The sequence below is a fragment of the Parendozoicomonas sp. 2304DJ65-17 genome (assembly GCF_058148445.1).
Map to the genome: position 1 here is coordinate 476857 of NZ_JBYVJV010000001.1, position 25112 is coordinate 501968.

Consider the following 25112-nt stretch of genomic DNA (forward strand, 5'->3'; position numbering starts at 1 on the left):
AGTCCGAGCCCAATGTTACTGAATCACAACGTTAACAATCAGTACATCTTCAATCAGCTCACCACCCTGCTCTTTTAACAACTCTCTAACCTTGACCAGAGCTGAAGCCCGGATTCGGTCTGGAGCATCAATCAGCAAAGCATCCTGATAGGCCATACCACTCATATTCTGGATCAGGGCATTGCGAATCAGGGGAGTATTTTCTTCCAAAACAGTGACCATAGACTGATCCCTGGTAAGAAGAGCAAGCTCAAGCTGCATATAATGGGACTTCCGCTCGCCAGTGAGGGACACCACAAAGGGTTCAAGCTCAAAGAAAAGAGCTTTAGCAACAACATTCTCTTCTGCGGTTTCATCCCCGGCAGGCTTCATTAGAAAGAAATAAGCCGCAGCTCCCCCACCAATCAGTAATACGCTGACTATGGCGATGATCATAATAAGCTTGGAAGAGCCCTTGCCTTTCTCTTTACCCGTTTCTTTCTCAGCGCTCTGGCCTTCTTCCTGATCTTCATCAGCCATTTGAAGCTCCCTGTCCTTTACACGTAAATATCAAGCAATCCCTGCTGAACACGTTCGGTGCCGGATGAAACCGAATATTCGAGATTCACACTACTTTCATCGGGAGAAGCGCTCGTTTCCTGAGCCATATTCCCCTGTTCAGAGTTCTGGAAACTGTTCTGGGCAAGACCACGGTCATGGGAAATATCCACATTCACCAGATTCATCTGCTGCTGTTCAAAGAACTGCCGCAGCCGGTCAACCTGCTGGTTGAGCATATCCCTGAGTTGGGAGTTGCCAGCCTGGAACTGAACAGAAACCTGATCACCATCAACATTCAGCATAACTTTCAGCTGCCCCAGCTCTGGTGGGTCCATTCGCAGAGTGGCGTTACGCTGATCCCTGTTCAGCATAACCATAAGCCTTTCCCCCATCTGATCCCCTTTCAGGGACTGACGGGAAAGTAGATCCTGAAACGAACGAGATTCGGTCAGTTCCAGTGCTTTTCTGTCTGAAGAGGTTTCGATACCTGCAGAGTCAGTCGGCTGGGAAGGTAAAACAGCAGTAGGCATCTCAATATTCTGAGCCTGAACAGTAGCGACCGGTGCGGATGACTGAGATGACGCAGAAACCATGGGAAGAGGTGAAGCTTCTACCTTTAAAGCGTTCAATGTGTTCTGCAACAGCTTCTGGTTAAGGGCAGACTCTGGTAGATCAAGACTGGATGTATCCGGTGTAAGTTGCAGAGGTTTTAGCTGCTCAGAAGCATCCGCCTTCTGTTGAAGCTCAGCTCTTTGCTGGACAACCCTCTGAAAATCCACAGGCTCAGCCTGCGGCCGGGACTGCTCAGGCATCACTGGTTTCATCTCTGCCGATGCTATGACCTGCTCTTTAAGTGGCGTTTCTCCCGCGAGCCTTAACACAGGTGTTTCAAAGCCTTCTGGTAAACTCTGGGCTTGTTGGCTTTGTGGTGAAATAGAAACATCATCCTGGGGAGAAGACGACTGAAGAGCCTGTTGAAAACTATTCAGTACATCACCCGAAACATAACCTGCCCGCAAGGTTGGAGCAATCTGCTGTAACGCTTCAGAATGAATATCCAAAGGCGCGGCAGTCAGCGCATCATCAAAATAGTCAGCAAATGAAAGCGCCTCAGAAGCCGTGCTATTTGCAGAATGAGGAAGAAAACGAAGCTCTGTGGATACGGTTCCACTGCCAGAAAATCCTATACCGCCCATACCCAAAGACACTCCCAACTGAGAATTCAGCGGAAGTGTCTGGGGTAAAACTGGCGCTACCTGCGCGGCTGGTGATCCATCCATGATCGGTATCTGTTCTTAACTGTTTTTCAGCTGTCCGGTCATTCGATACTGCTGAACCGCATTTAACCGATTTCCACTTTGAACCAGCAATTCTTTCAGCTGGGCTCGCTCTTTGTTCATCTCTGCAACAATGTCCAGATACTGCTGCTGCAACGAAAAGAGTTCTTTTCTCAACTCACCATCAGGAACCTGACTGGCAAAGATATCTTCTGCCAACAAACGAACACTCTTCTCCCGAGTCATCAGTTTGCTCCAGTCTCTGCTTTCCCAGGCACCCTGCAGCTCGACCCTAGCCTTCCGAACCTGCTCAACACCGATATCAGGCATGACCATTAACCCCACTGGATACAGATCCACCTTCAGCATTTACGGCTGGAATGTTCCCAGGAGCTTTTTGTCCAATGCCATTCCAGGCTTCCTGAATCTGTTTCATCAGATTGGTCACTTCATCCAGCTTCTCAAGGCTGTTTTCAGGGCCAGCAGCTAATAACTGACGCACACAATAGTGGTAAAGGCTGCGAAGGTTTTCGGCCATTTCACCACCAGCTTCAATATTGAGGGATTCATCGAGCGCCAGAATAATTTCCACGCAGTGAGCAATTAAGTCCCCTTTCTCAGAGAGCTGCCCACGTTCCATGCAGCCTTTTGCCTGAAAAAGGGAGGTCATCAACTCTTTAAACAACAGCTGAATCAACTTATACGGATCAGCCACTTCCGCCTGGGCATTGTTCTGAACCTTGCGATACGCTGCGAGTCCACTGGTGTCCATAACAAGCAGTTCCCATTAATTATTACTGTTGTTGCCAGAAAGGCTATTCAAGTTGTTCGTAAGCCAACTACTAGTTGAATTAAACTGCGACAGTGCCTGCTCCATAGCAATGAACCTGTCTTCCCAGTACTTACGCCTCTGCTCCATACGGGCATCCAGATCTTCCAGTTCCAGGGTCAAATCTTTCAGCCCTGCATCCAGACGATCCATACGCTCCTTTACAACACCATTGGTGGCATCATAACGATCAAGAATTGTAGTCACTTTCCCGCCTAAACCAGTGTCATTGCCAAAAAATCCCTGCAAAGATGAGAAGTTCTGGCTAACGGCCTCACTCAGCTTGGTATCATCAACTTCTAAAGTGCCATCTGTTGCCGTTTTAATACCAAACTCGGCCAGTTGCAGTGTTTGGCCATCAACCTCAATGCCATCACTGAATGCTATACGTAAAGAGTTGACCAAAGAGCGCACCGTGGCATCCCCGGTTAAAGCTGACCCGCCCTGCCCTTCCGTAAACCTGGTCAGACTATTCACTGTTGTTGTCAATTCGTTATAGGCCGAGACAAAGTCCTTTATCGCCTTTTCTGAAGCGGTGTTATCCAGGGAGATATCCACATTAACGGCAGTGGTACTGACTTCTTTCAAATTCAGCGTCACCCCGTCAATCACACCTTCAACGCTGTTATCACTATGGTTGATAGTTATACTGTTTGGGTTTGCCGGATCACCAATAATAACTCTGGCATCAGCCGCAGCCTGAAGTTCGGTGAGACCAGTCGTCAGATTTAAATCTCCGGCTCCCAGAGTCAGACCTGAGGTATCAATCGTTACACCATAATCGGCACCGGTTTTGGTACTGTTAATTAACAGCCTCTGTTCAGTTCCATCTTTAACAATGGTCGCAGATACACCGGGATTATCATCAGCGTTATTAATAGCATCCCGAATACCAGCCAACGTGTTGTTTTCACTGTCGAGGGTGAAGGTCAGGCTTTCACCATTAACAGTGAGAACCAGATCTCCTGTACCAAAGGTGGCCGCTTCAGCGAAACTGGCAGTGGCCTGTTGTTGATTGCTGGCCAGCTGCTGAACAGTAAATGAGTAGCTTCCCGTCACGGCAGCGTCCGTTAAAGACATAGACAAAGCATCGGTATTGCTAACGGATGCTTTGCGATCACTGAAGACCTCTGAATTCCCCAGTTTCTCTGCGGCAGAGTTAAAGTTATTAATCGCTGATTGCAGCTGACCAAGAGCGGAAAGCTCAACGGTGTCCTGTTGCTGCTGGCGCTGGATGGATGACTGGCGCGGAGCCCGCTCTGCCTGAACCAGAGTATTCACCAGAGACTGGGTATCAATGCCTGAAACTAAACCGGATAACTGTAACATGGCCGTACCTGGCGTTTATTACTGTGAATGCGTTACGAAGCGCTGGAGAGATACGGCTTCCCCAATAAAAGAATAGACGAGGAATGTACTTCCTCGCCTATTCTGAGCCAGCTGAAAACTAACAAAAGCTGACTTTTTATCTCAAAGCTATTAACGCAGCAGAGACAATACGTTCTGAGTTGTAGCGTTAGCCTGAGATAAGATTGCAGTACCAGCCTGCTGAAGTACCTGGAACTTAGCCAGCATCGCAGTCTCTGCAGCAAAATCAGCGTCCTGAATCCGGCTTCTGGAAGCGGATACGTTTTCACTGATATTGGAGAGGTTAGAGATGGTGGATGTCAGACGGTTTTGAACAGCACCAAGGTCTGCACGCTGGGTATCGACCTGCTGAAGGGCACGGTCAATAACAGTTACTGCATTTCTAGCATCAGCAGCAGTCGTTACGCCTATACCAGTAATATTATCAAGGGCAGAGCCTGAAGCCCCCGTCAGAGCGGCATTTTGTACAACTTCACCCAAGATACCGTAGTCACCAGCAGTGGTGTTATCAGTGGTCAAGCTAAAGTTAGCTGGGGTAGTGAAAGCTGTGGTAGCAACGATATCAACACCACCGCTGGAGTTTACAATGGCACTCAGATGACCGGCTTCCAATGTTGTATGGTCAGAGTGAGCAGCAGCAGCCCCAAAAGCATTATTCAGCTTACCGGCAATGTCACTGGCAGTATCCGTTGTAGCAATGCTGACTTCAAAAGTCTGACCAGTACCAGAGCCATCAACGTCCAAAGTCAGTACTTCGGCAGTTCTAGAAGATCCCAGCTCTATAAAGCCACCTTCGATTGAACCAATAACAGATGCGCCAGTTACGCCAGAACCGGTACCGAGCAGATCCGCTGTTGCACCAGCAATTGCAACATTAATTTGATCCGCACTAGTCACAGAGCTACCAACTTGGAAAGTTCTAGAACCAAAGTTACCATCCAACAGCTTGATACCACCGAAAGAAGTGGACTGGGCGATTCTGTCCAATTCCGCTTTCAGCTCAGTCACCTCAGAGTTCAAAGCTGTACGCTGAGCGGTTTCGTTGGAGCCGTTAGCAGACTGAAGCGCCAGCTCACGCATACGCTGCAGAATATTGGTAGATTCCTGCAGGGCACCTTCAGCAGTCTGAGCCAGAGAGATACCATCGTTAGCGTTACGAACACCAACCGCCAGGCCTCGAATCTGGGAAGTTAACTGGTTAGAAATCTGCAGACCTGCCGCATCATCCTTGGCACTGTTAATACGGGAACCTGAAGCCAGACGCTGCATAGCTGTCTGCAAGCCTGACTGGGATGTCATCAGGTTCCGCTGAGCATTCAGCGAGAAAATGTTTGTGTTTACCGAAAAGGCCATTTATTCACTCTCCATCCATGGATTGGGGCTTTGGTTACCCCTTGTGATAATTCAGGCCCAGAACAAGACATCAATGCGCACCAGGCCCAACACTTAACTGTTCGGTTAGATTTCTACGGGGCTTAATAGGGTTATTTGTATTTATTTCTAATAAAGACCGCTGAATTTGCGTAGTTTTTTGACCGTTAGTTGGTTTAGGAAAGCAGTATTAGTGTGCCTTGTTGCAGATTTTGGCGCGGGTTCTAGATTTAGAATGGAGGGAAATTAAAAGACTTATTTTTTGTTTCTTTTTGAAATAACACTGCCTCCTTATTTATGGGCCACTGTTTGTCGGGTCTCACTTCGCTCGACACCGACCTACGTTTGCAAGCTGGTTTAAATTCGTAGGTCGGGTTGAGAAACGAAGCCCGACAACCACGAAGCGACGGAACAACAAGAATGACTCCAGAAACCGTTGTCGATCTTCTCAGGGATGTCCTGACCCTGATTGTTATCACCGTCTCAGTGATTATCGGGCCGGGAATGCTGCTGGGTCTGGTTGTGAGTATTGTTCAGGCCGCCACCCAGATAAATGAACAGACTTTAAGCTTCCTGCCCCGACTCCTGGCAACCCTTGTCACTATTGGTTTGGCTGGCCACTGGTTGATTCGGGAATTTATGGAGCTGTTCCAGCGAATGTATACCGTGATCCCGGAATTAATTTATTAACAGGCATTCTCAATGGAATTAACCACTGCACAACTGACAGGATGGATTGGACAATTTGTCTGGCCACTGTTCCGTGTGGCTGGGTTATTGATGACTATGCCGATTATTGGTTCTGCACTGGTGCCCGCCCAGGTACGCCTGCTTCTTGCTGCGGTGGCCACACTGCTAATTGCTCCTCTTTTACCAGCCATGCCCACTGTTGAGCCTTTTTCACCAGAAAGCCTACGTATAACCCTGCAACAGATATTTATTGGCGGGATGGGAGGATTATTGCTTCATGTGTATTTCAGTATTTTCGCCATGGCCGGGCAGATAGTTTCTCTGCAGATGGGGTTAGGCATGGCAATGATGTATGACCCGGTTAACGGTGTGAGCATTCCAATCATTGCCCAGATTTACCAAGTGATGGCAACGCTGATGTTTCTGGCTGTAGATGGCCACCTGATAGTCATTAATGTTCTTGCCAGCAGCTTTACTGCTATTCCTGTTGGCCCGGTTACCAGTACAACGCTTGATCTGCATACTTTGACAATGCAGGTGAGCTGGGCATTAGGAGCGGCCATACTGATTGCCCTGCCTGCCATCACCACCATGTTGCTGGTGAATATTGCCTTTGGTGTGATGAACCGTGCTGCACCACAATTGAATGTTTTCTCCTTGGGTTTCCCCATGAGCATGATGGCAGGTTTGATTGTGTTGGCAGTATCAGTTTCCGGTTTACCTGGATTATTTACCGAGCTGACTGATCAGACTCTTTCAAAACTCTCTGCGATGATCGCCCATGGCTGAAGATCAGAACAGCTCACAGGAGCGCACAGAGGAACCCAGTCAACGAAGACTGGAGAAAGCCAAAAAAGATGGTGAAGTTCCCCGATCCAGAGAACTGGTAACTACCTGTATGTTTTTGGGGGGCGTATCAGCCATGATGGCTTTCAGCCCGTTTATGTCTGCCCGATTTCAGCAGCTGTTCACCCAGAACCTTGAACTTCGCCCTGAGATTGTTCTTGATACTTCCCAGATGGCCAGACATCTGGGCGATAGCGTTCTGACTGGTATAGGTGCTTTGCTACCGGTATTCGCTGTGATTCTGTTTTCTGTTGTTGCCGGCAGTTTATTAATGGGCGGCTGGGCATTTTCCCACAAACAGTATCAGCCGAAGATTTCACGCCTCAGTCCCATTCAGGGCATTAAGCGAATCTTTTCCATTCGCTCTTTAGTTGAACTGTTTAAATCCATTCTGAAGGTTTCACTGGTTGTCGGAACATTGGTGCTGGTGATTGTGAATGAATGGCCGGAACTGATTTCTCTGAATCGTCAGTCAGTTCGCCCGGCACTCATGCACAGCCTGATGCTGGCAGGGCTAGGAGTTCTCACTTACGCCTTTGCTCTTGCCCTGATTGCCGCAATCGATATCCCTTTCCAGAAGTGGCAGCACATCAAGAAACTGCGCATGACCAAGCAGGAGCTGAAAGATGAACAGAAAGATACTGATGGTCGCCCGGAACTGAAAAGCCGTATCCGTGATATTCAACGGGAACAGGCTAATCGCCGGATGATGCAGGAAGTTCCCAAAGCCGATGTGATCATTCGAAACCCTACTCACTACGCGGTCGCTTTGAAATACGATACAGAGAGAGCCAAGGCACCTTTTGTGGTTGCCCGGGGCGTGGATGATATCGCTATGAAAATCATTGAAGTGGCCAATGCTCATGACCGCCCGGTTGTTCGTTCGCCCGCTTTAACCCGTGCAATTTATTACTCGACAAAATTGAATCAGGAAGTAGCGGCTGACTTGTATATGGCAATCGCCCAGATACTCGCTTACGTGTATCGACTGCGGCAGTTCAGTAAAGGGATGGGGCCTGAGCCTACACCTTTACCCAATGAGTTTGATATTCCGAAACATTTAAGACGATAAAAAAACAGAATAATTCTCACGGAACGAGAACATGGCAGAGCAAGCAGCAACATCAGGAATGATGTCAAAACTCGGCAAACTTCAGGTCGGCATACCTATTATGGTGCTGATCCTGATGGCAATGATGACATTGCCGGTTCCGCCCTTTCTGCTGGATATGTTTTTCACCTTTAATATTGCGCTGTCTTTGCTGGTGCTACTGGTGAGCATCTATGCCAAACGTCCCCTCGACTTTGCTGTATTCCCCACACTGTTGCTTGTAGCAACTCTGCTGCGCCTCGGGCTGAATGTGGCATCCACTCGTGTTGTATTGCTCCAGGGTTACAACGGCAGTGATGCAGCCGGTAAGGTGATTCAGGCTTTTGGTGAAGTGGTTGTTGGTAACAGCTATGTGGTGGGTATTGTGGTGTTCGCCATTCTTGTGATTATCAACTTTGTGGTTGTCACCAAAGGTGCTGGCCGTATTTCTGAAGTGTCTGCCCGTTTTACCCTGGATGCTTTGCCCGGTAAGCAGATGGCAATTGATGCTGACCTGAATGCTGGCCTGATTAATCAGGAACAGGCGCTGGAACGTCGGAAGCAGGTAACCAGTGAAGCTGACTTTTATGGTGCCATGGACGGTGCCAGTAAGTTTGTTCGAGGCGATGCCATTGCCGGACTGTTGATTCTCGGCATAAACATTATTGGCGGTTTACTGATTGGTACCATCAAATACGGCATGACTTTTGGTGATGCCTTTAATGTTTTCTCTTTGCTCACCATTGGTGATGGTCTAGTTGCCCAGATTCCTTCACTCCTGCTCTCAACCGCTGCCGCAATTATTGTGACCCGTGTTTCTGAAACAGCGGAAATGGGAGACCAGATTGCAACGCAGCTGTTTGCATCTCCCCGTGCGCTGTCCGTCACCGCTGGTATTATTTTGATTATGGGCATTGTTCCTGGCATGCCTCATCTTGCCTTTATCAGCTTGGGCAGTGCTATGGCCGGTGGCGCTTGGTGGATTTATAGAAAAGGTAAGGCGAAAGAAGAAACACCGGAAATAACGCCAGCCAGTACCCAACCAACAGGAGATGCACCGCTTACCTGGGAAGATGTTCCTTCCATTGACCCTCTTGGTTTAGAAGTTGGGTTTCGCCTGATTCCACTTGTGGATAAAAATCAGGGGGGGCAAATGCTTGGGCAAATCAAAGGCATTCGTAAAAACCTTTCTGCACGGTTGGGCTTTCTGATTCCCAGTGTACGAATTCGCGACAACCTCTCGCTGCCTGCCAGTGGTTACAGCATTACTTTGCAGGGTGTTAGTGTTGCAGAAGGAGAAGTTGAACCGGGGAAATATCTCGCTATTAATCCTGGGCAGGTTTATGGCGACTTGGAAGGAAACCCTACAACCGACCCAGCCTACGGGCTTGATGCCATCTGGGTAACAGAAGAACTGCAGGAACAAGCCACCAGTCTTGGTTATACCGTTGTTGATGCACCGACAGTTATCGCAACTCATGTCAGCAAAATTATTGAAGAGAATGCCTGTGAGCTGCTTGGTCACGATGAAGTTCAGCAACTTCTGGAAAATCTTGGCAAACAGTCTCCGAAAATGTCTGAAGAACTTGTTCCCAAACGTTTATCGGTCAGTCAGTTGCAACAGGTTCTGCGTGAACTGTTAACCGATAGAGTTTCTATTTCCGATATCCGTACCATTGCCAACACCCTGCTGGCAACAGATGAAAATATCAAAGATCCTATTTTGTTATCTGGAAGAATCCGTGAAGCTCTGCGCCGTAGCATTGTGCAAAACCTGATTGGTTCACAACCCGATATGCCCGTTGTCACTCTTGATGAAAAGCTTGAAGAAATTCTTCTGAAAGCCCAGCAACAGGCTCAACAAGCCGGGAACATTGCGCCAGACAATATTGCACTGGAACCAAATATTTCTAACCAGCTGCAAACCAACCTGCCGGATATCACTCGCCAGATGCAAACCGACGGCAAGCAGCCAATCATTATTGTTTCACCGTTGTTACGGCCACTGCTGGCACGCTATGCAAGATTGTGCACCGACGGCTTACAGGTTCTGTCGTTTAATGAAATTCCTGACAACCGTAATGTGCAAATTATTGGCAAGGTTGGTTAGCAAACAACGAACACAACGATATAGAAAAAGCTGCTAATAAAACTGGCAAGAATTCCGGTTGGTTTTATAGTCAATTAGATACCCTCTTTTGTTGTAAGCAGTTTTTAAAGAGTGAGAGCACCGAGCTGCAAGGATTGCAGGAGAGAAGCTGTGAACAGTGAGAAAATTGAAACGCTGCTGAACAGAAGTCGCAAGAACGAACGGATTCATATTGGTGATCAGTTCGATAAGCTGCAGCGCTTCGACCTGACAAACCCAGATTACAAGATTCACGATCTGGTACCGACTCTGTCGGTGCTTTATAAGCGTTATGCGCAGCTGCTGCGGTTCAGTCTCTACAACCAGTTTCGTAACAATCCCGAAGTAGAGTTTACCGGCGTCGATTCCGTGAAGTTTGTGAACTTCAATACCGAGTCACCTGACCATAGCCTTCATATTTTCAAAGTGAACTCTCTGAAATCGGTTGGCTTTGTCACTGTGAGCAATCAATTGATTGGCGCATTGATTGATCTGTTCTTCGGTGGCACCGGTAAAACAGAAATTACTCCAGACCGGGAAATGTCCACAACGGAAACCCGGATGCTGAACAAGTTTCTGAGTGCGGCAATGGACAACCTGAAAGAAACCTGGGAAACCATTCTTCCTTTTGATATTGAATTGCAGGACAGTCAGTCCAGCCCAATCTCCACACTGTTTTCCAACGATACCGAACTGATATTGGTTAGCCGTTTCAGTATCAAAATGGCCGACACTGAAGGCACTCTGGATATTGTTCTTCCCTACCGAGCGCTGGAGCCGATTCGGGAACGTATTCAGGCCTACCGCCATACCGACCAGGACCCTCACTGGGAAGAAAATCTTCGTGGCAATGTTTTGCTGGCCCCGGTCGAGATCAGCGCCACCATGTGTCAGGTTGATCTGGTTCTGAAGGATATTCTCAACCTGAAATCCGGAGACATTATTCAAACCAATATTCCCGGCCAGGTGACGGTAAAAGTTTCTGGCCTGCCGTGTTTGAAAGCCACGGTTTGCACTATTGATGACAGTCTTGCACTGAAAATTGTACGCCGAATGAAGCCCGGAAGCCGTGGGCAACAATATAACTCAAGGATGAGGACGGATAATGAGTGACGAAGAAAACACTCCCTCCCAAGAGGGAGAGCAAAACCCTCCACCTCAAAATGGCGGGGAACAGATAAGAGATCTCGGCGTTGAAGAGCTGGCCAAAGCCCATGGCGGCGGTGATGCCGTTCAGGCGGAAGGCAGTGAATCAACAAGCCCGGATCTTGGCCTGCTTCTGGATATTCCAGTCACTTTGTCATTAGAGCTAGGCAGCACCCGCATTAACCTTGGGGATTTATTGCGGCTTAATAAGGGCGCCATTGTTGAGCTCGAGAAAGAAGCTTCTGAACCATTGGAAGTAAAAGTAAACGGAACACTTATCGCCTATGCCGATGTGGTGGTTGTGAATGATCGTTACGGCATTCGCATGATTGATGTCATCAGCGAATCAGAACGCCTGAGGAAGCTTTCCTGATATGACAAACTATTTGATTCAGATTGGACTTCCTCTACTGGGCATTGTTGGTTTGATCCTAACTTTGGGAATACTGGGCAAACGCCTGAACCTGAATAAAGTGCAAAGCCAAAGCCCGATTAAAGTTGTTGCCAGTTCGCCGCTCTCCTCGCAGGTGAAACTTTGTCTGGTGGAAGTTGGTGGTCAGCAGCTTTTGCTCAGTGTTTCTGCCCAGCAAACCACTTGTCTTCATACTCTTCAGGAAAGGCTCCCGGCAAATAAAGTTGGTACAACGGAGTTTTCCGATTACCTGACTAACCTGCTGAACCGGAACAGCGCATGATCCGAGCCGTTTCGCTGCTGGCAGTGTTTGCCGCTGCCAGTTTTACCGAAATAGCCTTTGCGGCCCCCCAGGGAATGGATGTACTGACTGTGACTAATGATGGTGACAGTCAGCAATACAGCGTAACCCTGCAGATTCTGCTGTTAATGACAGCGCTGAGTTTTCTTCCGGCAGCGCTGCTTATGCTTACCAGTTTCACCCGAATTATTATTGTACTTGCCATTCTTCGTCAGGCCCTTGGTCTTCAGCAAACACCACCTAACCGTGTTCTGATTGGTATGGCTTTGGCACTAACGCTACTGATTATGATGCCAGTGTTTGAATCTATATATGCTGCAGCTGTAACGCCTTACCTGAATGAAGAACTTAGTTTACTGGACACCATGAAGATTGCCTCTGAGCCAATCAAAGGATTTATGCTGTCCAACACAAGAGAGTCAGATCTTGCTCAGTTTCTTGGTATTGCCAATATGGCAGCTCCGGATAAGCCGGAAGATATTTCTTTTTCAGTTCTTATCCCTGCATTTGTCACCAGTGAGCTGAAAACTGCGTTTCAGATTGGTTTTATTATTTATCTGCCTTTCTTGGTGATTGACCTGGTGGTTGCCAGCGTTCTTATGGCCATGGGTATGATTATGCTCTCCCCTCAGATGATCTCTTTGCCTTTCAAACTGATGCTGTTTGTTCTGGTTGATGGCTGGGCTCTGACTATGGGGACTTTGGCTAGTAGTTTCTTTTAGTTATTCTTCCCTTGGGAAACTCTGAAGCCCCTTCCATCCGCATCAATCTCTTATGCTCAGCAATACGCCTTGTGTTGGGTTACGCTTCGCTAACCCAACCTACGGTTTTACAACGCTTCAGAGCTTTCACTTCATAGAATCTGGTGCAACAAAAAGAGTTGCAGTGCTTTATTTGTATCTACAAGGAAAGTAACGACGAAAATAAAATAATCACAGACTGATTATTTTATTTTCATACAACTAATGTTTTCCGCCTGTAATTATTGAAAGAAGCTTCTTATATTTATTTTATTACTCATAATTTTCGGTCAGAAACGCCTGTGACTTAAGCCGTGCCGCTGCGCTTTTTTTGGCAGATTGCTGAAAGAGAAAAACAATGAGCAGGGATGTCATACTTCGTATCACTCAGGGGCTGGATACTTCGCAACAGTGGTATTCCAACGCGTTGGAATTTGTTGGTCAGATAAGCTGCTGGCTAAAAGATCTGGAACTCGATCAAAACGAAATGGATGGTTTTACTGAGGCAGAGCTTAAAAAGTGCTTTGAGGCTATTGGCAATACCCCAGAGACAGAGCCGCTCAAGCATCGAATCTTTCAAAAACCCCCCATAGATCATATTCCCAGCGACATAGCCCAGCAGCTGTTAAACAGCATGCTTCAGGCCTGGCAGCGGGAGTTGCTGGATTTTGAACAGATTCCTGATGCTTTGATTAGCTGTCAGAACCAAGCTAACCCCGGAGAAAGCTGCTGGTTTTTACCTTCTGAGGTAGCAGGGCTGGCAGCTGAACTCTTGGATATTCCTGAGGGTGCTTCTGTTTACTGCCCGTTTGATGAAAATATAAATATTGCTTCGGAAGCATCTCAGGCCGGGAACATTGTTGCGGAAATAACCGGCGACTCACTGCTTGCTCTAATTGCTCTCTATTTGAAAAATCAAACCTGTAAAATTGCTTTTGGTAATCCATTAACTAACCCAACCCAAACAACCCCCGGCGGATTAAAACGATTTGATTACAGTGCCTGCTGTCCCCCTCCTAAAACACGTTTTCAAATTAGTACTCTAAACGACCTTTATGGACGTTTTCCTGAACAGCCTTTGTACGGAGATGTGATTTATATCCGTCATCTATTAAGCCAAACCTTAAAACGCACGGCAATTGTCGTATCTAGCGCCATGTTGCAAAGAACCAAAGGCAAGGAAAGAGAATTTAAGCAGTGGTTGTTGAATAATAGAATGGTTCAGGCTGTGGTAAAGCTTCCATCAGGCTCTATTCCCGGTTATCGCAATACGGCCTCGTTGCTTTTGCTGGACAGGCAGGAGAAAACGTCAGAAGTCTTATTTTTTGATTCCAGCAGCTCCTATTTCAAAACTGCAGGAAAGAATGGCCTGGCAGTTTTAAAAAACAGAGACGCTATTGTCGAAACAATTCTTGGAGGAACAGTAAGCCATTACTGTTGCAGTGCTGATATTGAAGATGTACTGGCTAACGATACCAACCTTGATGTTGGTCGCTATCTGCCGGAGAAAGGATCGAAGAAACACGCTTCATCTACAGAGCGACAGTTCTCTACTCTTGAGAACCTGTGCGAATTAATTAGAGCTCAGGCTATTCCTAATGCGGGAAACGATTCCAGTGAACATGCACTGGAAGTGGCACCAGCAAACATTAACGCTTCGGGTGAAGTTCAACAGCCTGAGAAAGCAGTGCTTGTTGGAGCAGAACATCAACGAAGAGCCAGAACTCAGAAGCTTAAGCCTGGTGATATTTTGCTGGTTATAAAAGGCAATACTGGTCGTACAGCTCTGGTACCAGCTATATGTGGTGACAACTGGATTGCCGGTCAGGCTTTTCAGATTATTCGCCTGAGGCCCGGTTCGCCAATGCAAGACTCGCGCATTCTATTTCAATACCTGAACTCTGTGGCAGGAAAGCAATATCTGGCCAGTATTCGTTCAGGTACAGGTGTCGCTTTTTTACAGACCCGTGATATTCGCAAAATGCCGATTCCACTTCTCACCAGTGAAGAACAAAGTCTGGTATTACAGTCCTGGCATGAGATCAAGAAGATTCACGCTGAGATATCCTATCTGCAAGAAAAGATATCAGCCCAGCAGAGCCAGATTTGGGAAGCAGAACATTAAGAGTGGGATAAGTGACCTTCCGGACGGAAGGTCACTGTAAGATTGCTTTAAACGTTAAAGCGGAAGTGCATAACATCGCCATCCTGAACGATGTATTCCTTACCCTCCAGACGCAGGCAGCCAGCCTCCTTCGCGCCTTTTTCGCCCTGATATTTGATGAAGTCATCGTAGGAAGTGACTTCTGCACGGATAAATCCACGCATAAAGTCTGTGTGAATCACCCCGGCAGCCTGTGGAGCGGTAGCACCAATCTTCACAGTCCAGGCGCGAACTTCTTTAACGCCCGCGGTGAAATAGGTCTGTAGCTTCAGCAGGTCGTAGCCAGCACGAATTACACGATCCAGACCAGGTTCTTCCATGCCCAGATCAGCCAGGAATTCATCACGCTCTTCGTCATCCAGCTCAGCAATTTCTGCTTCCAGCTTGTTGCATACAGGCACAACTACAGCGCCTTCTGATGCTGCCAGTTCACGAACCTTGTCCAGATGAGGGTTATCTTCAAAACCGTCTTCATCAACGTTGGCTATGTACATGGTCGGCTTGGAAGTCAGCAGGAAGAGCTGTTGCATTAGCTTCTTCTCGTCGTCACTCAGATCAAGGGCACGGGCTGGCTTGCCTTCTTCAAAGGCCGGGATCAGCTTTTCCAGCAGAGCGATCTGGGCCTTGGCTTCTTTATCACCACCTTTGGCAACACGAACCAGACGCTTCATCTGCTTCTCACAGCTGTCCAGGTCAGCCATAACCAGCTCCATATTGATGATTTCAATATCAGCAATAGGATCAATGCGGTTGGAAACGTGAATCACGTTCTCATCTTCAAAGCACCGCACAACATGGGCGATGGCATCGGTTTCACGGATATTGGCCAGGAACTTGTTACCCAGGCCTTCACCTTTGGAAGCGCCTTCTACCAGACCGGCAATGTCCACAAATTCCATGGTCGTGGGCAGCACGCGCTCAGGGTTCACAATGGCAGCCAGAGCGTTCAGACGCGGATCAGGCATAGGAACAATGCCTGCATTGGGTTCGATAGTGCAGAACGGAAAGTTCTCGGCATCAATACCCGCTTTGGTCAGAGCGTTGAACAGAGTGGACTTACCCACGTTCGGCAGACCGACGATGCCGCAATTAAAACCCATGATGTTGTCCTGTCAGGAAGTCGAAAAATCAAAGGCGAAGATTATACAGAGGTTTCAGGGAGCGCAAAACGGAGAGAAGGCCTTCAAATGCCTGTTATGCGCTAGGCAGGCAGGTTTTCCGATCACATATACACTTTCCTCATAAGGATGAAATTCAGGGAGGAAATAACTATGACGGTCGGAAAGCTGGATGTCGGCACTCTTGTTCAGAATCTAACCCAACTTGAAGCCGCACATGGCGATCTCAGCAGGCTGAAGTTTGGTCATGACTCTCAAGGACGGGTTGTAGTGGAAGCCACTCCCAACAAGTCAACCTGGCGGTTTCTGGTAAATTTTCTCTTTCACAGAAAAGCCAGCAATATTCTCTACGCTCAGGCCAGGCAGGCCATGACTTCATCTAAAGCCGATACTCCACTAAAAGAACGAATTATCCGGAATTTACAGAGTGGAGTATTCCCCTTCCACCGCCCTGATGAAAAAGCTGCTTTCCATAAAGGCGGTACAGAAGAATTCCCCATGGCGGATCTCAACGCCAAACCTCAACTGAAAGGAGAAGGGGTGGCTTACCATCGGGATGCCGCGGAAGCTGCAGCTGTTGACCTGTTTCATACGGAAGATCCCGTTGAAAAGGCGAAAGAAACCAAATTTGTAAACCAATCAGGCATTGATTTCCAACTACTGGAAGATGTCCTTCCTGAGAAAACAGAAGAGACCGAAATACTGCATAACCGTTTTAATACTTATGTGAGAGTTCTGGAAGGCATTGATGATCACAAGGCCATTCTCAATGATGAGAGATTAACACCTGAACAGAAGCAGGCTGCGCTGCTTGAAGAGTCGGGTATATTCTTTCATCTGACAAGAGATCCAGATCCAACCACACCAGGTGCAGCAATCCTGGCTATCGACAGCATGGCTTATATGTTGAGAGAGCTCACTAAGCCTGAGAATGCTGATAAACGAAAGGAGGCTTTGATTGGTATTTTATCAAGCCAAAAGCCATGTCATGAAGCTCAAATAGGCCACGCTCGGATTGCATTTGAACTGGTCATAAATAATGTTGAGATTCCAGAGGATGAAGATAACACTCTGAAAGATCATGACCTTCAAGATAACGTGACTATAGAGACAAACCTCCAAAAACTTGTTCTTGAGTATGGGGAACAATGTGCGGCTTCAGGTGAAGACGCTACTGTTGCAAAGTTTGTAGAGTGGGCCACAGAGCTTGATGGTGTTGTGAATTTCAAAGCTAAGGACGGCTACATTAAGCCAGCCAACATAGAAGCGTTTGCACTACAGGCAAAAGACTGGGGAATGCTTGAATAGTAATCCCCCATACCCTCACTGCGAAAACTCAAACCAACAAGCTGCAGACAATTATGTCTGCAGCTCTGTATCACAGATTCCCACCTAAAACATTTCGCTCAAACAGAAAAATCTTCCAAAGCCCCATTTAGAGTAATTGCACTAAAAAAAGAAATCAGAGATAGTACCTTCCAATAAAAACAACGTTTGCCTGAATAAAATGATTAACCTGACCGTGAATGGTAAACAGCATCAGCTGGATGTTGATAGTGATACGCCCCTACTGTGGGTTATTCGTGATGAACTTCAACTCACTGGTACAAAGTTTGGGTGTGGTGCGGGTTTGTGTGGCGCATGCACAGTTCATTTAAATGGCTCTCCGATTCGCTCCTGCCTTACTCCTGTTTCCGTTGCCAATAACCAGAACATCACCACCATTGAAGGCATCGGTTCTATTGAGAATCCACATCCACTTCAGGAAAGCTGGATTGAAAACAATGTTCCCCAGTGTGGTTACTGCCAATCCGGCCAGCTTATGAGCGCTGCCGCATTACTGGAAAATAATCCCAGCCCAAGTGATGACGATATTAACGCTGCCATGAGTGGCAATATCTGTCGTTGTGGCACCTATCCCCGTATTCGTGCCGCTATTCACCTAGCGGCTGATGCCATGGCTGACCAGAAAGCCCAAGCGGGAGAAACCAACAATGAGTAATGCAATCTCTCGCCGCAATTTCCTGAAAACATCGGTAACTGCCAGCGGTGCTCTTATCGTTGGTTTTACTGTCCCAAGCGTAACCCGAGGAAAACCTGAAGAAAGCCAAAAAGACTGGCAGGTTAATGCCTGGCTGGAACTGGATAAAAACGGCCAGCTTACATTTGTCATCGACCGGGTAGAAATGGGCCAGGGCACCATGACTGGTTTAACAACACTGGTTGCGGAAGAACTGGATATTTCCCCGGAAAGTATCAAAACCCGTTTTGCTCCAGCAGGAACAGATTATCGCAATCCTCTTTTCGGTTTACAGATGACCGGCGGCAGCACCAGCATAGTCGCGGCATGGACTCCTATTCGTAAAGCAGCCGCAGGCTTGAGAGCCGTACTGGCATCGGCCGCGGCAGAAGTTTGGCAGGTTCCTCAACAAGAGTGCAGCGTGAGTGAGGGGATGGTGTTTCACACCAGCAAAGAACCTCTTAGCTGGAGCAAGTTGATCTCTGTTGCTGCGGATAAACGCCTGCCGGGAAACATTCCTCTTAAACCGACCAGTGAATTCAAATATATCGGCAAGCGAAATCAACGGACTGACAGCCAACCAAAATCCTTTGGTCAGGCAGACTATGGAATCGATACCCAGATTCCAGGCATGGTTTATGGCTTGGTTATCCGCTCTCCTTATATTGGCGGCTCGCTGAAAACCTTGAATGGCGACAATGCTCGTTTATCAAAAGGTGTTATTGATATATTCCCAATAAGCCAGGGCATTGCTGTTGTCGCTGAAACTTATTGGCAGGCACGCAAAGCTTCGTTGCTTATTGATGCTGAATGGGAACCCGGCCCAGCAGGCAAGATTTCATCGGATGATGTTTTCGATCTTTATGCGCAGGAGATGGATAAAGATGATGCCAAGGTTGTTAGGGAAGTTGGCGACTATGACGCAGCCAAAAACAGCGCGACCACAATAACAGCGGAATACAAAGCGCCTTTCCTGGCTCACGCAACAATGGAACCCCAGAACTGTGTTGCTCATGTCTCTGAATATGGCATAGAAATCTGGGCTCCCACACAGGCACCCGATCTTGCTCAAGTGGCAGCCTCAAGAGCTTCAGACTTTTCAACATCTGATGTATTTATTCACACAACCTATCTGGGCGGTGGTTTTGGTCGTAGGCTCGTACAGGACTTTGTCGCAGAAGCCGTAGAAATATCCGATAAGGTTCGTAAACCAGTAAAACTGGTTTGGTCCCGTGAAGACGACACCCGTCACGATCATTACCGCCCAGCGGCTTTGCACAGAATGACCGGCACTCTGGATGAGCAGGGAATGCCACAGTTATGGCGCCACAAAGTTGCCTGCCCCACTCTGATGGACTGGATCATCAAAGATGCTGCTCCCGCTATGTTTTCCATTATGCCAAAGTGGAGTTATGGCACTTTGGCAAAGATTGGAATTGCCGCACAAGGAACGTTAGCGCCAGAAGATTATTCTCCATGGGAAGGCGCAGATACTATTGCCTATGATTTTCCAGCCATAAAGCTTGATTACGCAAAAGCTGATCCGGGCATTCCTGTGACCTACTGGCGTTCCGTTGGCAACTCTCATAACTCCTTTGCCATCGAAAGCTTTATTGATGAACTGGCTCATGCGGGCAAACAGTCTCCGCTGAATCTGCGCCAGAAACTTCTGCACAATCATCCTCGTGCCCGCAATGTGCTTGATACTGCTGCAGATAAAGCTGGCTGGGGTAAACAGCCCGCAGAACGTTTTCAGGGCATTGGTTTCCACTTCAGCTTTGATACCTGGGTGTGCCAGATTGCTGAAGTCAGCGTGTCCGGTAACAGCTTTAAAGTTGAAAAGGTTACCTGTGTCGTAGACTGTGGCACTGTAGTGAACCCGGATATAGTTCGTGCCCAGATGGAAAGCGGAATTATCTTTGGCCTCACTGCTGCCCTGCACGGTGAAATCACCCTGAAAGATGGTCAGGTTCAACAAAGTAATTTCCATGATTACCCGGCTCTGCGGATTCATGAAATTCCAGAGATTGATGTCCATATCGTTGAGAGTCGTGAATCACCAACCGGCGCTGGTGAGCCTGGACTTCCGCCAATAGCACCTGCAGTGGCTAATGCAGTGTTTGCGGCTACCGGACAACGGTTGCGCAACCTTCCGCTGAAACTGGCCTGAGGCGGTAAACCATGCATAGCAGTAACTGCAGGGTTATAGAGCAGGTTTGCCAGTGGCTGGCCAATTCAGAACAAGTCTGGCTGGCCACAATTGTGGAAACCTGGGGCTCTTCTCCAAGGCCAGCAGGATCTTTGCTGGCTTATTCACCGGGCAAAGGGATTGCGGGTTCCTTGTCTGGTGGTTGTATTGAAGAAGATCTGTTGCGTCAGCTAGCTAACAATAATATTGAAACAACGCCGTCTATTCACAGTTATGGATTAACCAAAGATGATCAGGTGAAACTCGCTCTTCCTTGTGGCGGTGACCTGAACATACTTTTGGAAAAGCTTGAAAAAGAGTCTCACCTTTCCCACTTTCTGGAAATTAAAGCCACTCTGCAGCAGGGGCAGCTGATTTCCCGGCAGGTATGCACTCAAACAGGGTTTTTGACTCTGCAATCAGGATCAACACCCTCCATAGAACAAAGCCAAGCATCGGTTAAACATACACTTGGCCCAGCATTTAAACTTCTGCTGACCGGCGCAGGAGAAACTACCCGCTGTGTTGCCGAGTTGGCTCAGGCCGTTGATTTCTCAGTCACAGTCTGTGATTTCCGGGATGAGTTTATTGAAGGTTGGTCTATGGATGGCGTTGAACTGGTAAAAGCTTTTCCTGACGACATTGTCCGAGAAGGCTTTATGGGAGCCAATGACGCCATTATTGCACTGGCTCACGATCCTCGGGTTGATGATATGGCACTGATGGAAGCCTTTCACGGAAATGCATTTTATATAGCTGCTATGGGTTCTTCCCGAACCTCCGAAAAACGCAGGAAACGCTTAATTGAGTTAGGCGTTTCCCAAGAGCAACTATCCAGACTCTTTGCTCCGGCAGGTATTCCCACCGGCAGTAAAACTCCCTGGGAAATAGCCATTTCAGTGGTTGCCCAGCTCACAGCTAAAAGAAATAAGCTCCTTCGAAATAAGCTCAGCTAAATGCGGCTGAGTTATTTTCATGTGAATACCGTGCTCCAAGACTTCTGAATTCTATAAGGTATGTTTATTATTTGAAGAAACTTATAAGCAATGAAGTTCAGGTATCGCATTCATGTCACAACTCTTACTTCCCGCCATCCGGCAGCTGATTGCAACATCTTCAATCAGCAGCACCCGACCGGAGTTTGATCAGGGTAACCGGGAAGTAATCGAACTTCTGGCCAACTGGCTGGGAGATATGGGCTTTGCCTGCGAGATAATCCCTATTCCGGGCTCTCCACATAAAGCCAACCTTATTGCCACCTTGGGTAAAGGTTCCGGAGGACTTGTGCTGTCCGGCCATACCGATACGGTTCCCTGTGATGAAAGCCTCTGGAGCCAGAGCCCTTTTGAGCTGACTGAACGAGACAACCGGCTTTACGGCCTCGGCACCTGTGATATGAAAAGTTTTCTGGCTCTGGCAATGGAAGCTGCTCGTGGGCTTAAGCCTGAAGATATGAAACAGCCTTTGATTATTCTTGCGACGGCTGATGAAGAGTCAACTATGAGCGGCGCGAGAGAGCTCACCCGGTTAGGCCAGCCAAAAGCCCGTTACGCGGTTGTGGGAGAGCCAACCGGCCTGACTCCGTTAAACATGCATAAAGGCATTATGATGGAACGGATTACCCTGACCGGTAAGTCCGGCCATTCCAGCGATCCATCAAAAGGCCGCAATGCCATGGATGCTATGCACAGGGTTATGACTGAGTTAATGACTCTGCGGGAAGAGTGGAAAACCCAGTACAACAACCCCGGTTTTACTGTGCCAATGCCAACCCTGAACCTTGGCTGCATTCATGGCGGTGATAATCCAAACCGAATCTGCGAGAGCTGCTCACTGGAATACGATGTGCGTATGCTGCCGGGTATGGAGTCGGAAACCATTCGCCACAGTATTCGGGAGAGAATCAAACCTCTTGCTGAAAAACTTGGTGTTGGGTTTGACCTTTCTGCCATCACCCCCTGCATTGAATCATTTGCCAGCCAGCCAAACAGTCAGCTGGTTGAAGCTTGCGAAAAGCTCACAGGTCATACCAGTACCAGCGCCGCTTTTGCCACTGAAGCGCCATTTCTAAGTCAAATGGGAATGGATACTCTGGTTCTTGGTCCAGGGGATATTGCTCAGGCTCACCAGCCGGATGAATTTATCGCGCTGGATACACTGGAACCAACCATAGAACTGCTGCGCGGGCTCATTAAAAAATTCTGCCTGACAGAAACCGGAGAGGAGAACTGATATATGGATATCAACAGCGAAGACTATGTAAAGTTCTTCCGCCAGACCTCTCCTTATATCCATGCGCACCGTGGTCGCACTTTCGTCTTGATGCTTCCTGGGGAAGCACTGGATGACGATAACTTTGCCAATATTGTTAATGATATTGCCCTTCTCAATAGCCTTGGTGTTCGACTTGTTCTGGTTTATGGCGCCCGTCCACAGATCAGCGCCCGCCTTGCCAAAAACAATATCGAATCTGATTTTAGCGACAGTTATCGCGTCACAGATAAAGAGGCACTTTCTGCAGTTATCGAATCAGTAGGAAGTCTTCGGGTAAAAATTGAATCGCAACTGTCTATGGGGTTAGTGAATTCTCCTATGCACGGTGCTCGCATTCGGGTTATTGGTGGAAACTTTATAACTGCACGACCTCGTGGTGTTGTTGATGGTATTGATTTCCAGCACACCGGTGAAGTCCGCCGTATTGATCGCAAAGCCATCACTCAGCAGCTCGACGATGATTATCTTGTACTGCTTTCCTGTATGGGGTTTTCACCCACTGGGGAAACCTTCAATATGGCTGTGGAAGATGTAGCAACCCGTACAGCCATTGCCCTGAAAGCAGAAAAGCTGATTATGTATAGTTCAGGAACCGGGCTGAAAGATCATGATGGCAATATGGTTCGTACCATGCGCCCATCAGAAGCCCGCAGTCGTTTACGGGATCACAACTCTGCGGAAGATTATCGTTTGCTGGAGGCGGCCATTACCGCCTGTGACGGTGGCGTTAACAGAACCCATATAGTGACCCACTCTACAGATGGAGCCTTACTGCAGGAACTGTTTACCCGCGAAGGTTGTGGAACCCTGATCACTCAGGATATGAGTGCTTACGAACAGATGCGTCAGGCCACCATCGAAGATGTTGGTGGTGTACTGAACCTGATTCAGCCCTTGGAAGAGAAAGGCGTTCTGGTTAGACGTTCCCGCAAACAACTGGAAAGAGATATCAGCCTGTTCACCGTTATTGTGCGTGACGGCATGATTATCGGCTGTGCCTCAATGCACGCTTTTCCGGAAAACAATTGTGCGGAGCTGGCCTGTCTGGTTATTCACCCAGATTACAGAAATGGCTCTCGGGGAGATGCCTTGCTGGAAACCATTGAGCAACAAGCCAGACAGCATGGATTAAAATCCCTGTTCGTGCTGACAACCCGTACTGCACACTGGTTTATTGAAAGAGGCTTTAAAGCCAGCAAAACCAGTGAGCTGCCAGATGAAAAACAGGAAGCTTACAATCGCCCGCGAAATTCCAAGGTTTTCTCAAAGCTGTTGTAAACAGTAACAATCTTGAATGCCTTCATGGTCTATCCTGTATCTGCTTTGCAGGATATGGCCATGAATAGATACACAAATAACGCCTTTAAAGTGCAACCCCAGTTAATTCGCGCTCTTTTATTGATAATTTTTTGCGGCATTTCTTTTGGAGCTTTTTCATCAGAAGCAGCAGGCTCCTCTTCTCAAAATGACAAGGGACTGCCTATTTTCCATTTTAATGATAATCAATGGTTTGAACTGACTATTCCCAACAGAGGCCGCCCGCACAGCGCCATTGATATTCAGGATCAGATTAACCGGGAAAATGCTGCAAAGAATGCAGAAAAAGAAGGTAAAGAACCGATATTCCCGGAAGAACTTGATGTATTGAATGAAATCCAGCTGCGCTACCAGTTAAAGTTCAAATAAACACCATCTGCATTCAACGATTACTGCCGCATAGAAACTTCCCGGTACAACCAGTCTGCAAGAGCCTTAATCGCCGGTTCCCGCAGCCGGGAACGTTTGCAGCAGAAATACACATGAAAGCCAGTCTCCCAACCGTCCAAAGGCAAACGTACCAGTCTCCCGGATTGAATATCCGTTTCCACCATATAATCACTGGCAAGAACTATCCCCTGTCCACTGGCAGCAGCTTCAATACCCATAACCTGATGGCTAAAAGAATGAAGCTTTTTCTTCACTGGCATCCGCAACCCCAGCTGAGCGGCCCAGATCTCCCAGTCTGCCCCTGGTTCTTTATCGATTTCCCGCTCACAACTCAGTAACGGGTAATTCCAGATTACATCTTCAATAGAGCTCTCCAGCATTTCCTGATACAGCGAGGGTGAACAGACCGGTACAACAATTTCTTTATGCAATAACTGTTTGAAGTAGCCGGGTTTATCGGGCTGCTCAGTAACGAAGGCATCCCCGGCACGATCAGAAAGTGTTGGTAAGTCAGAATCCATCTGCAACCGAAGATCTATATCCGGATACAGGCAATGAAATCTGGGTAATGCAGGAACCAGCCATTTAATCGCAAAAGAACTGTAAACATGGAAACGAATATGGGTGTGAGCTTCACCGGTAATCTGCCCTGTAGCGACGGATAGATCCCTTAAAATACGATCCACCTCAGAGAAATAGTTACGACCAATATCAGTAAGCTCAAGCTTTCTGCCACTCCGAAATAGAAGGGATTCCCCCAGATAATCTTCCAGCTGCCGCAGGCGATGACTGACAGCACTCTGGCTAATATTTAACTCCTTTCCGGCAAGGGTCACACTGCCATTGCGCGCAACGGAATCAAAAGCTACCAAAGCTCTCATGGGTGGAAGAGTACGCATTACC

The 25112-nt window shown here is 47.7% G+C and carries 24 protein-coding genes; 16 read left to right on the forward strand and 8 right to left on the reverse strand.

Going from position 1 to position 25112, the window contains the following annotated elements:
• Window positions 1–15 precede the first annotated feature (15 nt).
• From ACY2RR_RS02220 to ACY2RR_RS02245, 6 genes are all read right to left on the reverse strand, one after another.
• Complete coding sequence (locus tag ACY2RR_RS02220) at window positions 16–519, reverse strand: flagellar basal body-associated FliL family protein (protein ID WP_490106505.1); 504 nt, start codon at window positions 517–519, stop codon at window positions 16–18.
• Window positions 520–536: 17 nt separating this feature from the next.
• A complete protein-coding gene (locus ACY2RR_RS02225; protein WP_490106506.1) occupies window positions 537–1820 on the reverse strand; it encodes a flagellar hook-length control protein FliK in 1284 nt (427 codons plus the stop codon).
• A 15-nt stretch (window positions 1821–1835) separates the two neighbouring features.
• The gene (locus ACY2RR_RS02230; protein ID WP_490106507.1) at window positions 1836–2147 is read right to left on the reverse strand and encodes a hypothetical protein; all 312 of its coding nucleotides are present in this window, start codon (window positions 2145–2147) and stop codon (window positions 1836–1838) included.
• On the reverse strand, window positions 2140–2589 hold the full coding sequence (gene fliS / locus ACY2RR_RS02235; RefSeq protein WP_490106508.1) for a flagellar export chaperone FliS: 450 nt from the start codon (window positions 2587–2589) through the stop codon (window positions 2140–2142). The genes ACY2RR_RS02230 and fliS overlap by 8 nt, the downstream gene beginning before the upstream one ends.
• A 15-nt stretch (window positions 2590–2604) precedes the next feature.
• Window positions 2605–3975 (reverse strand): flagellar filament capping protein FliD, encoded by a 1371-nt coding sequence (fliD, locus tag ACY2RR_RS02240; RefSeq protein ID WP_490106509.1) that lies wholly within the window; start codon window positions 3973–3975, stop codon window positions 2605–2607.
• Window positions 3976–4125: 150 nt separating this feature from the next.
• A complete protein-coding gene (locus ACY2RR_RS02245) occupies window positions 4126–5367 on the reverse strand; it encodes a flagellin (RefSeq protein WP_490106510.1) in 1242 nt (413 codons plus the stop codon).
• Between the two features lie 438 nt (window positions 5368–5805).
• Between ACY2RR_RS02245 and ACY2RR_RS02250 the strand changes: the two genes are divergently transcribed.
• From ACY2RR_RS02250 to ACY2RR_RS02290, 9 genes are all read left to right on the forward strand, one after another.
• On the forward strand, window positions 5806–6075 hold the full coding sequence (locus tag ACY2RR_RS02250) for a flagellar biosynthetic protein FliQ (RefSeq protein WP_490106511.1): 270 nt from the start codon (window positions 5806–5808) through the stop codon (window positions 6073–6075).
• A gap of 12 nt (window positions 6076–6087) precedes the next feature.
• Window positions 6088–6864 (forward strand): flagellar biosynthetic protein FliR, encoded by a 777-nt coding sequence (fliR, locus tag ACY2RR_RS02255; protein ID WP_490106512.1) that lies wholly within the window; start codon window positions 6088–6090, stop codon window positions 6862–6864.
• Window positions 6857–7993, forward strand: a complete 1137-nt coding sequence (gene flhB, locus ACY2RR_RS02260; RefSeq protein ID WP_490106513.1) for a flagellar biosynthesis protein FlhB — start codon at window positions 6857–6859, stop codon at window positions 7991–7993. The genes fliR and flhB overlap by 8 nt, the downstream gene beginning before the upstream one ends.
• A 31-nt stretch (window positions 7994–8024) precedes the next feature.
• Window positions 8025–10121 carry a flagellar biosynthesis protein FlhA gene (flhA, locus tag ACY2RR_RS02265; RefSeq protein WP_490106514.1) on the forward strand — a complete coding sequence of 699 codons (2097 nt, stop codon included), beginning with the start codon at window positions 8025–8027 and terminating at the stop codon, window positions 10119–10121.
• Window positions 10122–10271: 150 nt separating this feature from the next.
• Entirely contained in the window at window positions 10272–11252 is a 981-nt protein-coding gene (locus ACY2RR_RS02270) for a flagellar motor switch protein FliM (protein ID WP_490106515.1), read from the forward strand.
• Window positions 11245–11658 carry a flagellar motor switch protein FliN gene (gene fliN / locus ACY2RR_RS02275; RefSeq protein ID WP_490106516.1) on the forward strand — a complete coding sequence of 138 codons (414 nt, stop codon included), beginning with the start codon at window positions 11245–11247 and terminating at the stop codon, window positions 11656–11658. The genes ACY2RR_RS02270 and fliN overlap by 8 nt, the downstream gene beginning before the upstream one ends.
• A gap of 1 nt (window position 11659) precedes the next feature.
• Entirely contained in the window at window positions 11660–11980 is a 321-nt protein-coding gene (locus ACY2RR_RS02280) for a FliO/MopB family protein (protein WP_490106517.1), read from the forward strand.
• The gene (gene fliP / locus ACY2RR_RS02285) at window positions 11977–12720 is read left to right on the forward strand and encodes a flagellar type III secretion system pore protein FliP (RefSeq protein ID WP_490106518.1); all 744 of its coding nucleotides are present in this window, start codon (window positions 11977–11979) and stop codon (window positions 12718–12720) included. Before ACY2RR_RS02280 ends, fliP begins: the two co-directional genes overlap by 4 nt.
• 376 nt (window positions 12721–13096) lie before the next feature.
• Entirely contained in the window at window positions 13097–14863 is a 1767-nt protein-coding gene (locus ACY2RR_RS02290) for an N-6 DNA methylase (RefSeq protein ID WP_490106519.1), read from the forward strand.
• Window positions 14864–14910: 47 nt separating this feature from the next.
• On the opposite strand, the gene ychF is transcribed toward ACY2RR_RS02290, so the two are convergent.
• Entirely contained in the window at window positions 14911–16002 is a 1092-nt protein-coding gene (gene ychF / locus ACY2RR_RS02295) for a redox-regulated ATPase YchF (protein ID WP_490106520.1), read from the reverse strand.
• A 171-nt stretch (window positions 16003–16173) separates the two neighbouring features.
• Between ychF and ACY2RR_RS02300 the strand changes: the two genes are divergently transcribed.
• The 7 genes from ACY2RR_RS02300 (at window position 16174) to ACY2RR_RS02330 (ending at window position 24188) form a co-directional block, all read left to right on the forward strand.
• Window positions 16174–17328 carry a hypothetical protein gene (locus ACY2RR_RS02300; protein ID WP_490106521.1) on the forward strand — a complete coding sequence of 385 codons (1155 nt, stop codon included), beginning with the start codon at window positions 16174–16176 and terminating at the stop codon, window positions 17326–17328.
• A gap of 199 nt (window positions 17329–17527) precedes the next feature.
• Entirely contained in the window at window positions 17528–18022 is a 495-nt protein-coding gene (locus ACY2RR_RS02305; RefSeq protein ID WP_490106522.1) for a (2Fe-2S)-binding protein, read from the forward strand.
• The gene (locus ACY2RR_RS02310) at window positions 18015–20210 is read left to right on the forward strand and encodes a xanthine dehydrogenase family protein molybdopterin-binding subunit (RefSeq protein WP_490106523.1); all 2196 of its coding nucleotides are present in this window, start codon (window positions 18015–18017) and stop codon (window positions 20208–20210) included. Before ACY2RR_RS02305 ends, ACY2RR_RS02310 begins: the two co-directional genes overlap by 8 nt.
• Window positions 20211–20221: 11 nt before the next feature.
• Entirely contained in the window at window positions 20222–21184 is a 963-nt protein-coding gene (locus ACY2RR_RS02315) for an XdhC family protein (RefSeq protein WP_490106524.1), read from the forward strand.
• A gap of 112 nt (window positions 21185–21296) precedes the next feature.
• The gene (gene argE / locus ACY2RR_RS02320) at window positions 21297–22460 is read left to right on the forward strand and encodes an acetylornithine deacetylase (RefSeq protein ID WP_490106525.1); all 1164 of its coding nucleotides are present in this window, start codon (window positions 21297–21299) and stop codon (window positions 22458–22460) included.
• Window positions 22461–22463: 3 nt separating this feature from the next.
• Entirely contained in the window at window positions 22464–23780 is a 1317-nt protein-coding gene (argA, locus tag ACY2RR_RS02325) for an amino-acid N-acetyltransferase (RefSeq protein WP_490106526.1), read from the forward strand.
• A gap of 45 nt (window positions 23781–23825) precedes the next feature.
• Window positions 23826–24188, forward strand: a complete 363-nt coding sequence (locus ACY2RR_RS02330; protein WP_490106527.1) for a hypothetical protein — start codon at window positions 23826–23828, stop codon at window positions 24186–24188.
• 20 nt (window positions 24189–24208) lie between these two features.
• Here the strand turns inward: ACY2RR_RS02330 and ACY2RR_RS02335 are convergent, their stop codons facing one another.
• Window positions 24209–25108 (reverse strand): LysR substrate-binding domain-containing protein, encoded by a 900-nt coding sequence (locus ACY2RR_RS02335; RefSeq protein ID WP_490106528.1) that lies wholly within the window; start codon window positions 25106–25108, stop codon window positions 24209–24211.
• Between the last annotated feature and the right edge of the window lie 4 nt (window positions 25109–25112).

Bases quoted from the DNA above. Each gene is read 5' to 3' on its own strand.
- ACY2RR_RS02225 (WP_490106506.1), bottom strand. From the start codon at position 1,820: ATGGATGGATCACCAGCCGCGCAGGTAGCGCCAGTTTTACCCCAGACA.
- ACY2RR_RS02230 (WP_490106507.1), bottom strand. From the start codon at position 2,147: ATGCCTGATATCGGTGTTGAGCAGGTTCGGAAGGCTAGGGTCGAGCTG.
- fliD (WP_490106509.1), bottom strand. From the start codon at position 3,975: ATGTTACAGTTATCCGGTTTAGTTTCAGGCATTGATACCCAGTCTCTG.
- ACY2RR_RS02250 (WP_490106511.1), top strand. From the start codon at position 5,806: ATGACTCCAGAAACCGTTGTCGATCTTCTCAGGGATGTCCTGACCCTG.
- ACY2RR_RS02310 (WP_490106523.1), top strand. From the start codon at position 18,015: ATGAGTAATGCAATCTCTCGCCGCAATTTCCTGAAAACATCGGTAACT.
- argA (WP_490106526.1), top strand. From the start codon at position 22,464: ATGGATATCAACAGCGAAGACTATGTAAAGTTCTTCCGCCAGACCTCT.
- ACY2RR_RS02300 (WP_490106521.1), top strand. From the start codon at position 16,174: ATGACGGTCGGAAAGCTGGATGTCGGCACTCTTGTTCAGAATCTAACC.
- flhA (WP_490106514.1), top strand. From the start codon at position 8,025: ATGGCAGAGCAAGCAGCAACATCAGGAATGATGTCAAAACTCGGCAAA.
- ACY2RR_RS02290 (WP_490106519.1), top strand. From the start codon at position 13,097: ATGAGCAGGGATGTCATACTTCGTATCACTCAGGGGCTGGATACTTCG.
- fliS (WP_490106508.1), bottom strand. From the start codon at position 2,589: ATGGACACCAGTGGACTCGCAGCGTATCGCAAGGTTCAGAACAATGCC.
- ACY2RR_RS02335 (WP_490106528.1), bottom strand. From the start codon at position 25,108: ATGCGTACTCTTCCACCCATGAGAGCTTTGGTAGCTTTTGATTCCGTT.
- ACY2RR_RS02245 (WP_490106510.1), bottom strand. From the start codon at position 5,367: ATGGCCTTTTCGGTAAACACAAACATTTTCTCGCTGAATGCTCAGCGG.
- ychF (WP_490106520.1), bottom strand. From the start codon at position 16,002: ATGGGTTTTAATTGCGGCATCGTCGGTCTGCCGAACGTGGGTAAGTCC.
- fliN (WP_490106516.1), top strand. From the start codon at position 11,245: ATGAGTGACGAAGAAAACACTCCCTCCCAAGAGGGAGAGCAAAACCCT.
- ACY2RR_RS02315 (WP_490106524.1), top strand. From the start codon at position 20,222: ATGCATAGCAGTAACTGCAGGGTTATAGAGCAGGTTTGCCAGTGGCTG.
- argE (WP_490106525.1), top strand. From the start codon at position 21,297: ATGTCACAACTCTTACTTCCCGCCATCCGGCAGCTGATTGCAACATCT.
- fliR (WP_490106512.1), top strand. From the start codon at position 6,088: ATGGAATTAACCACTGCACAACTGACAGGATGGATTGGACAATTTGTC.
- ACY2RR_RS02305 (WP_490106522.1), top strand. From the start codon at position 17,528: ATGATTAACCTGACCGTGAATGGTAAACAGCATCAGCTGGATGTTGAT.
- ACY2RR_RS02220 (WP_490106505.1), bottom strand. From the start codon at position 519: ATGGCTGATGAAGATCAGGAAGAAGGCCAGAGCGCTGAGAAAGAAACG.
- flhB (WP_490106513.1), top strand. From the start codon at position 6,857: ATGGCTGAAGATCAGAACAGCTCACAGGAGCGCACAGAGGAACCCAGT.
- fliP (WP_490106518.1), top strand. From the start codon at position 11,977: ATGATCCGAGCCGTTTCGCTGCTGGCAGTGTTTGCCGCTGCCAGTTTT.
- ACY2RR_RS02280 (WP_490106517.1), top strand. From the start codon at position 11,660: ATGACAAACTATTTGATTCAGATTGGACTTCCTCTACTGGGCATTGTT.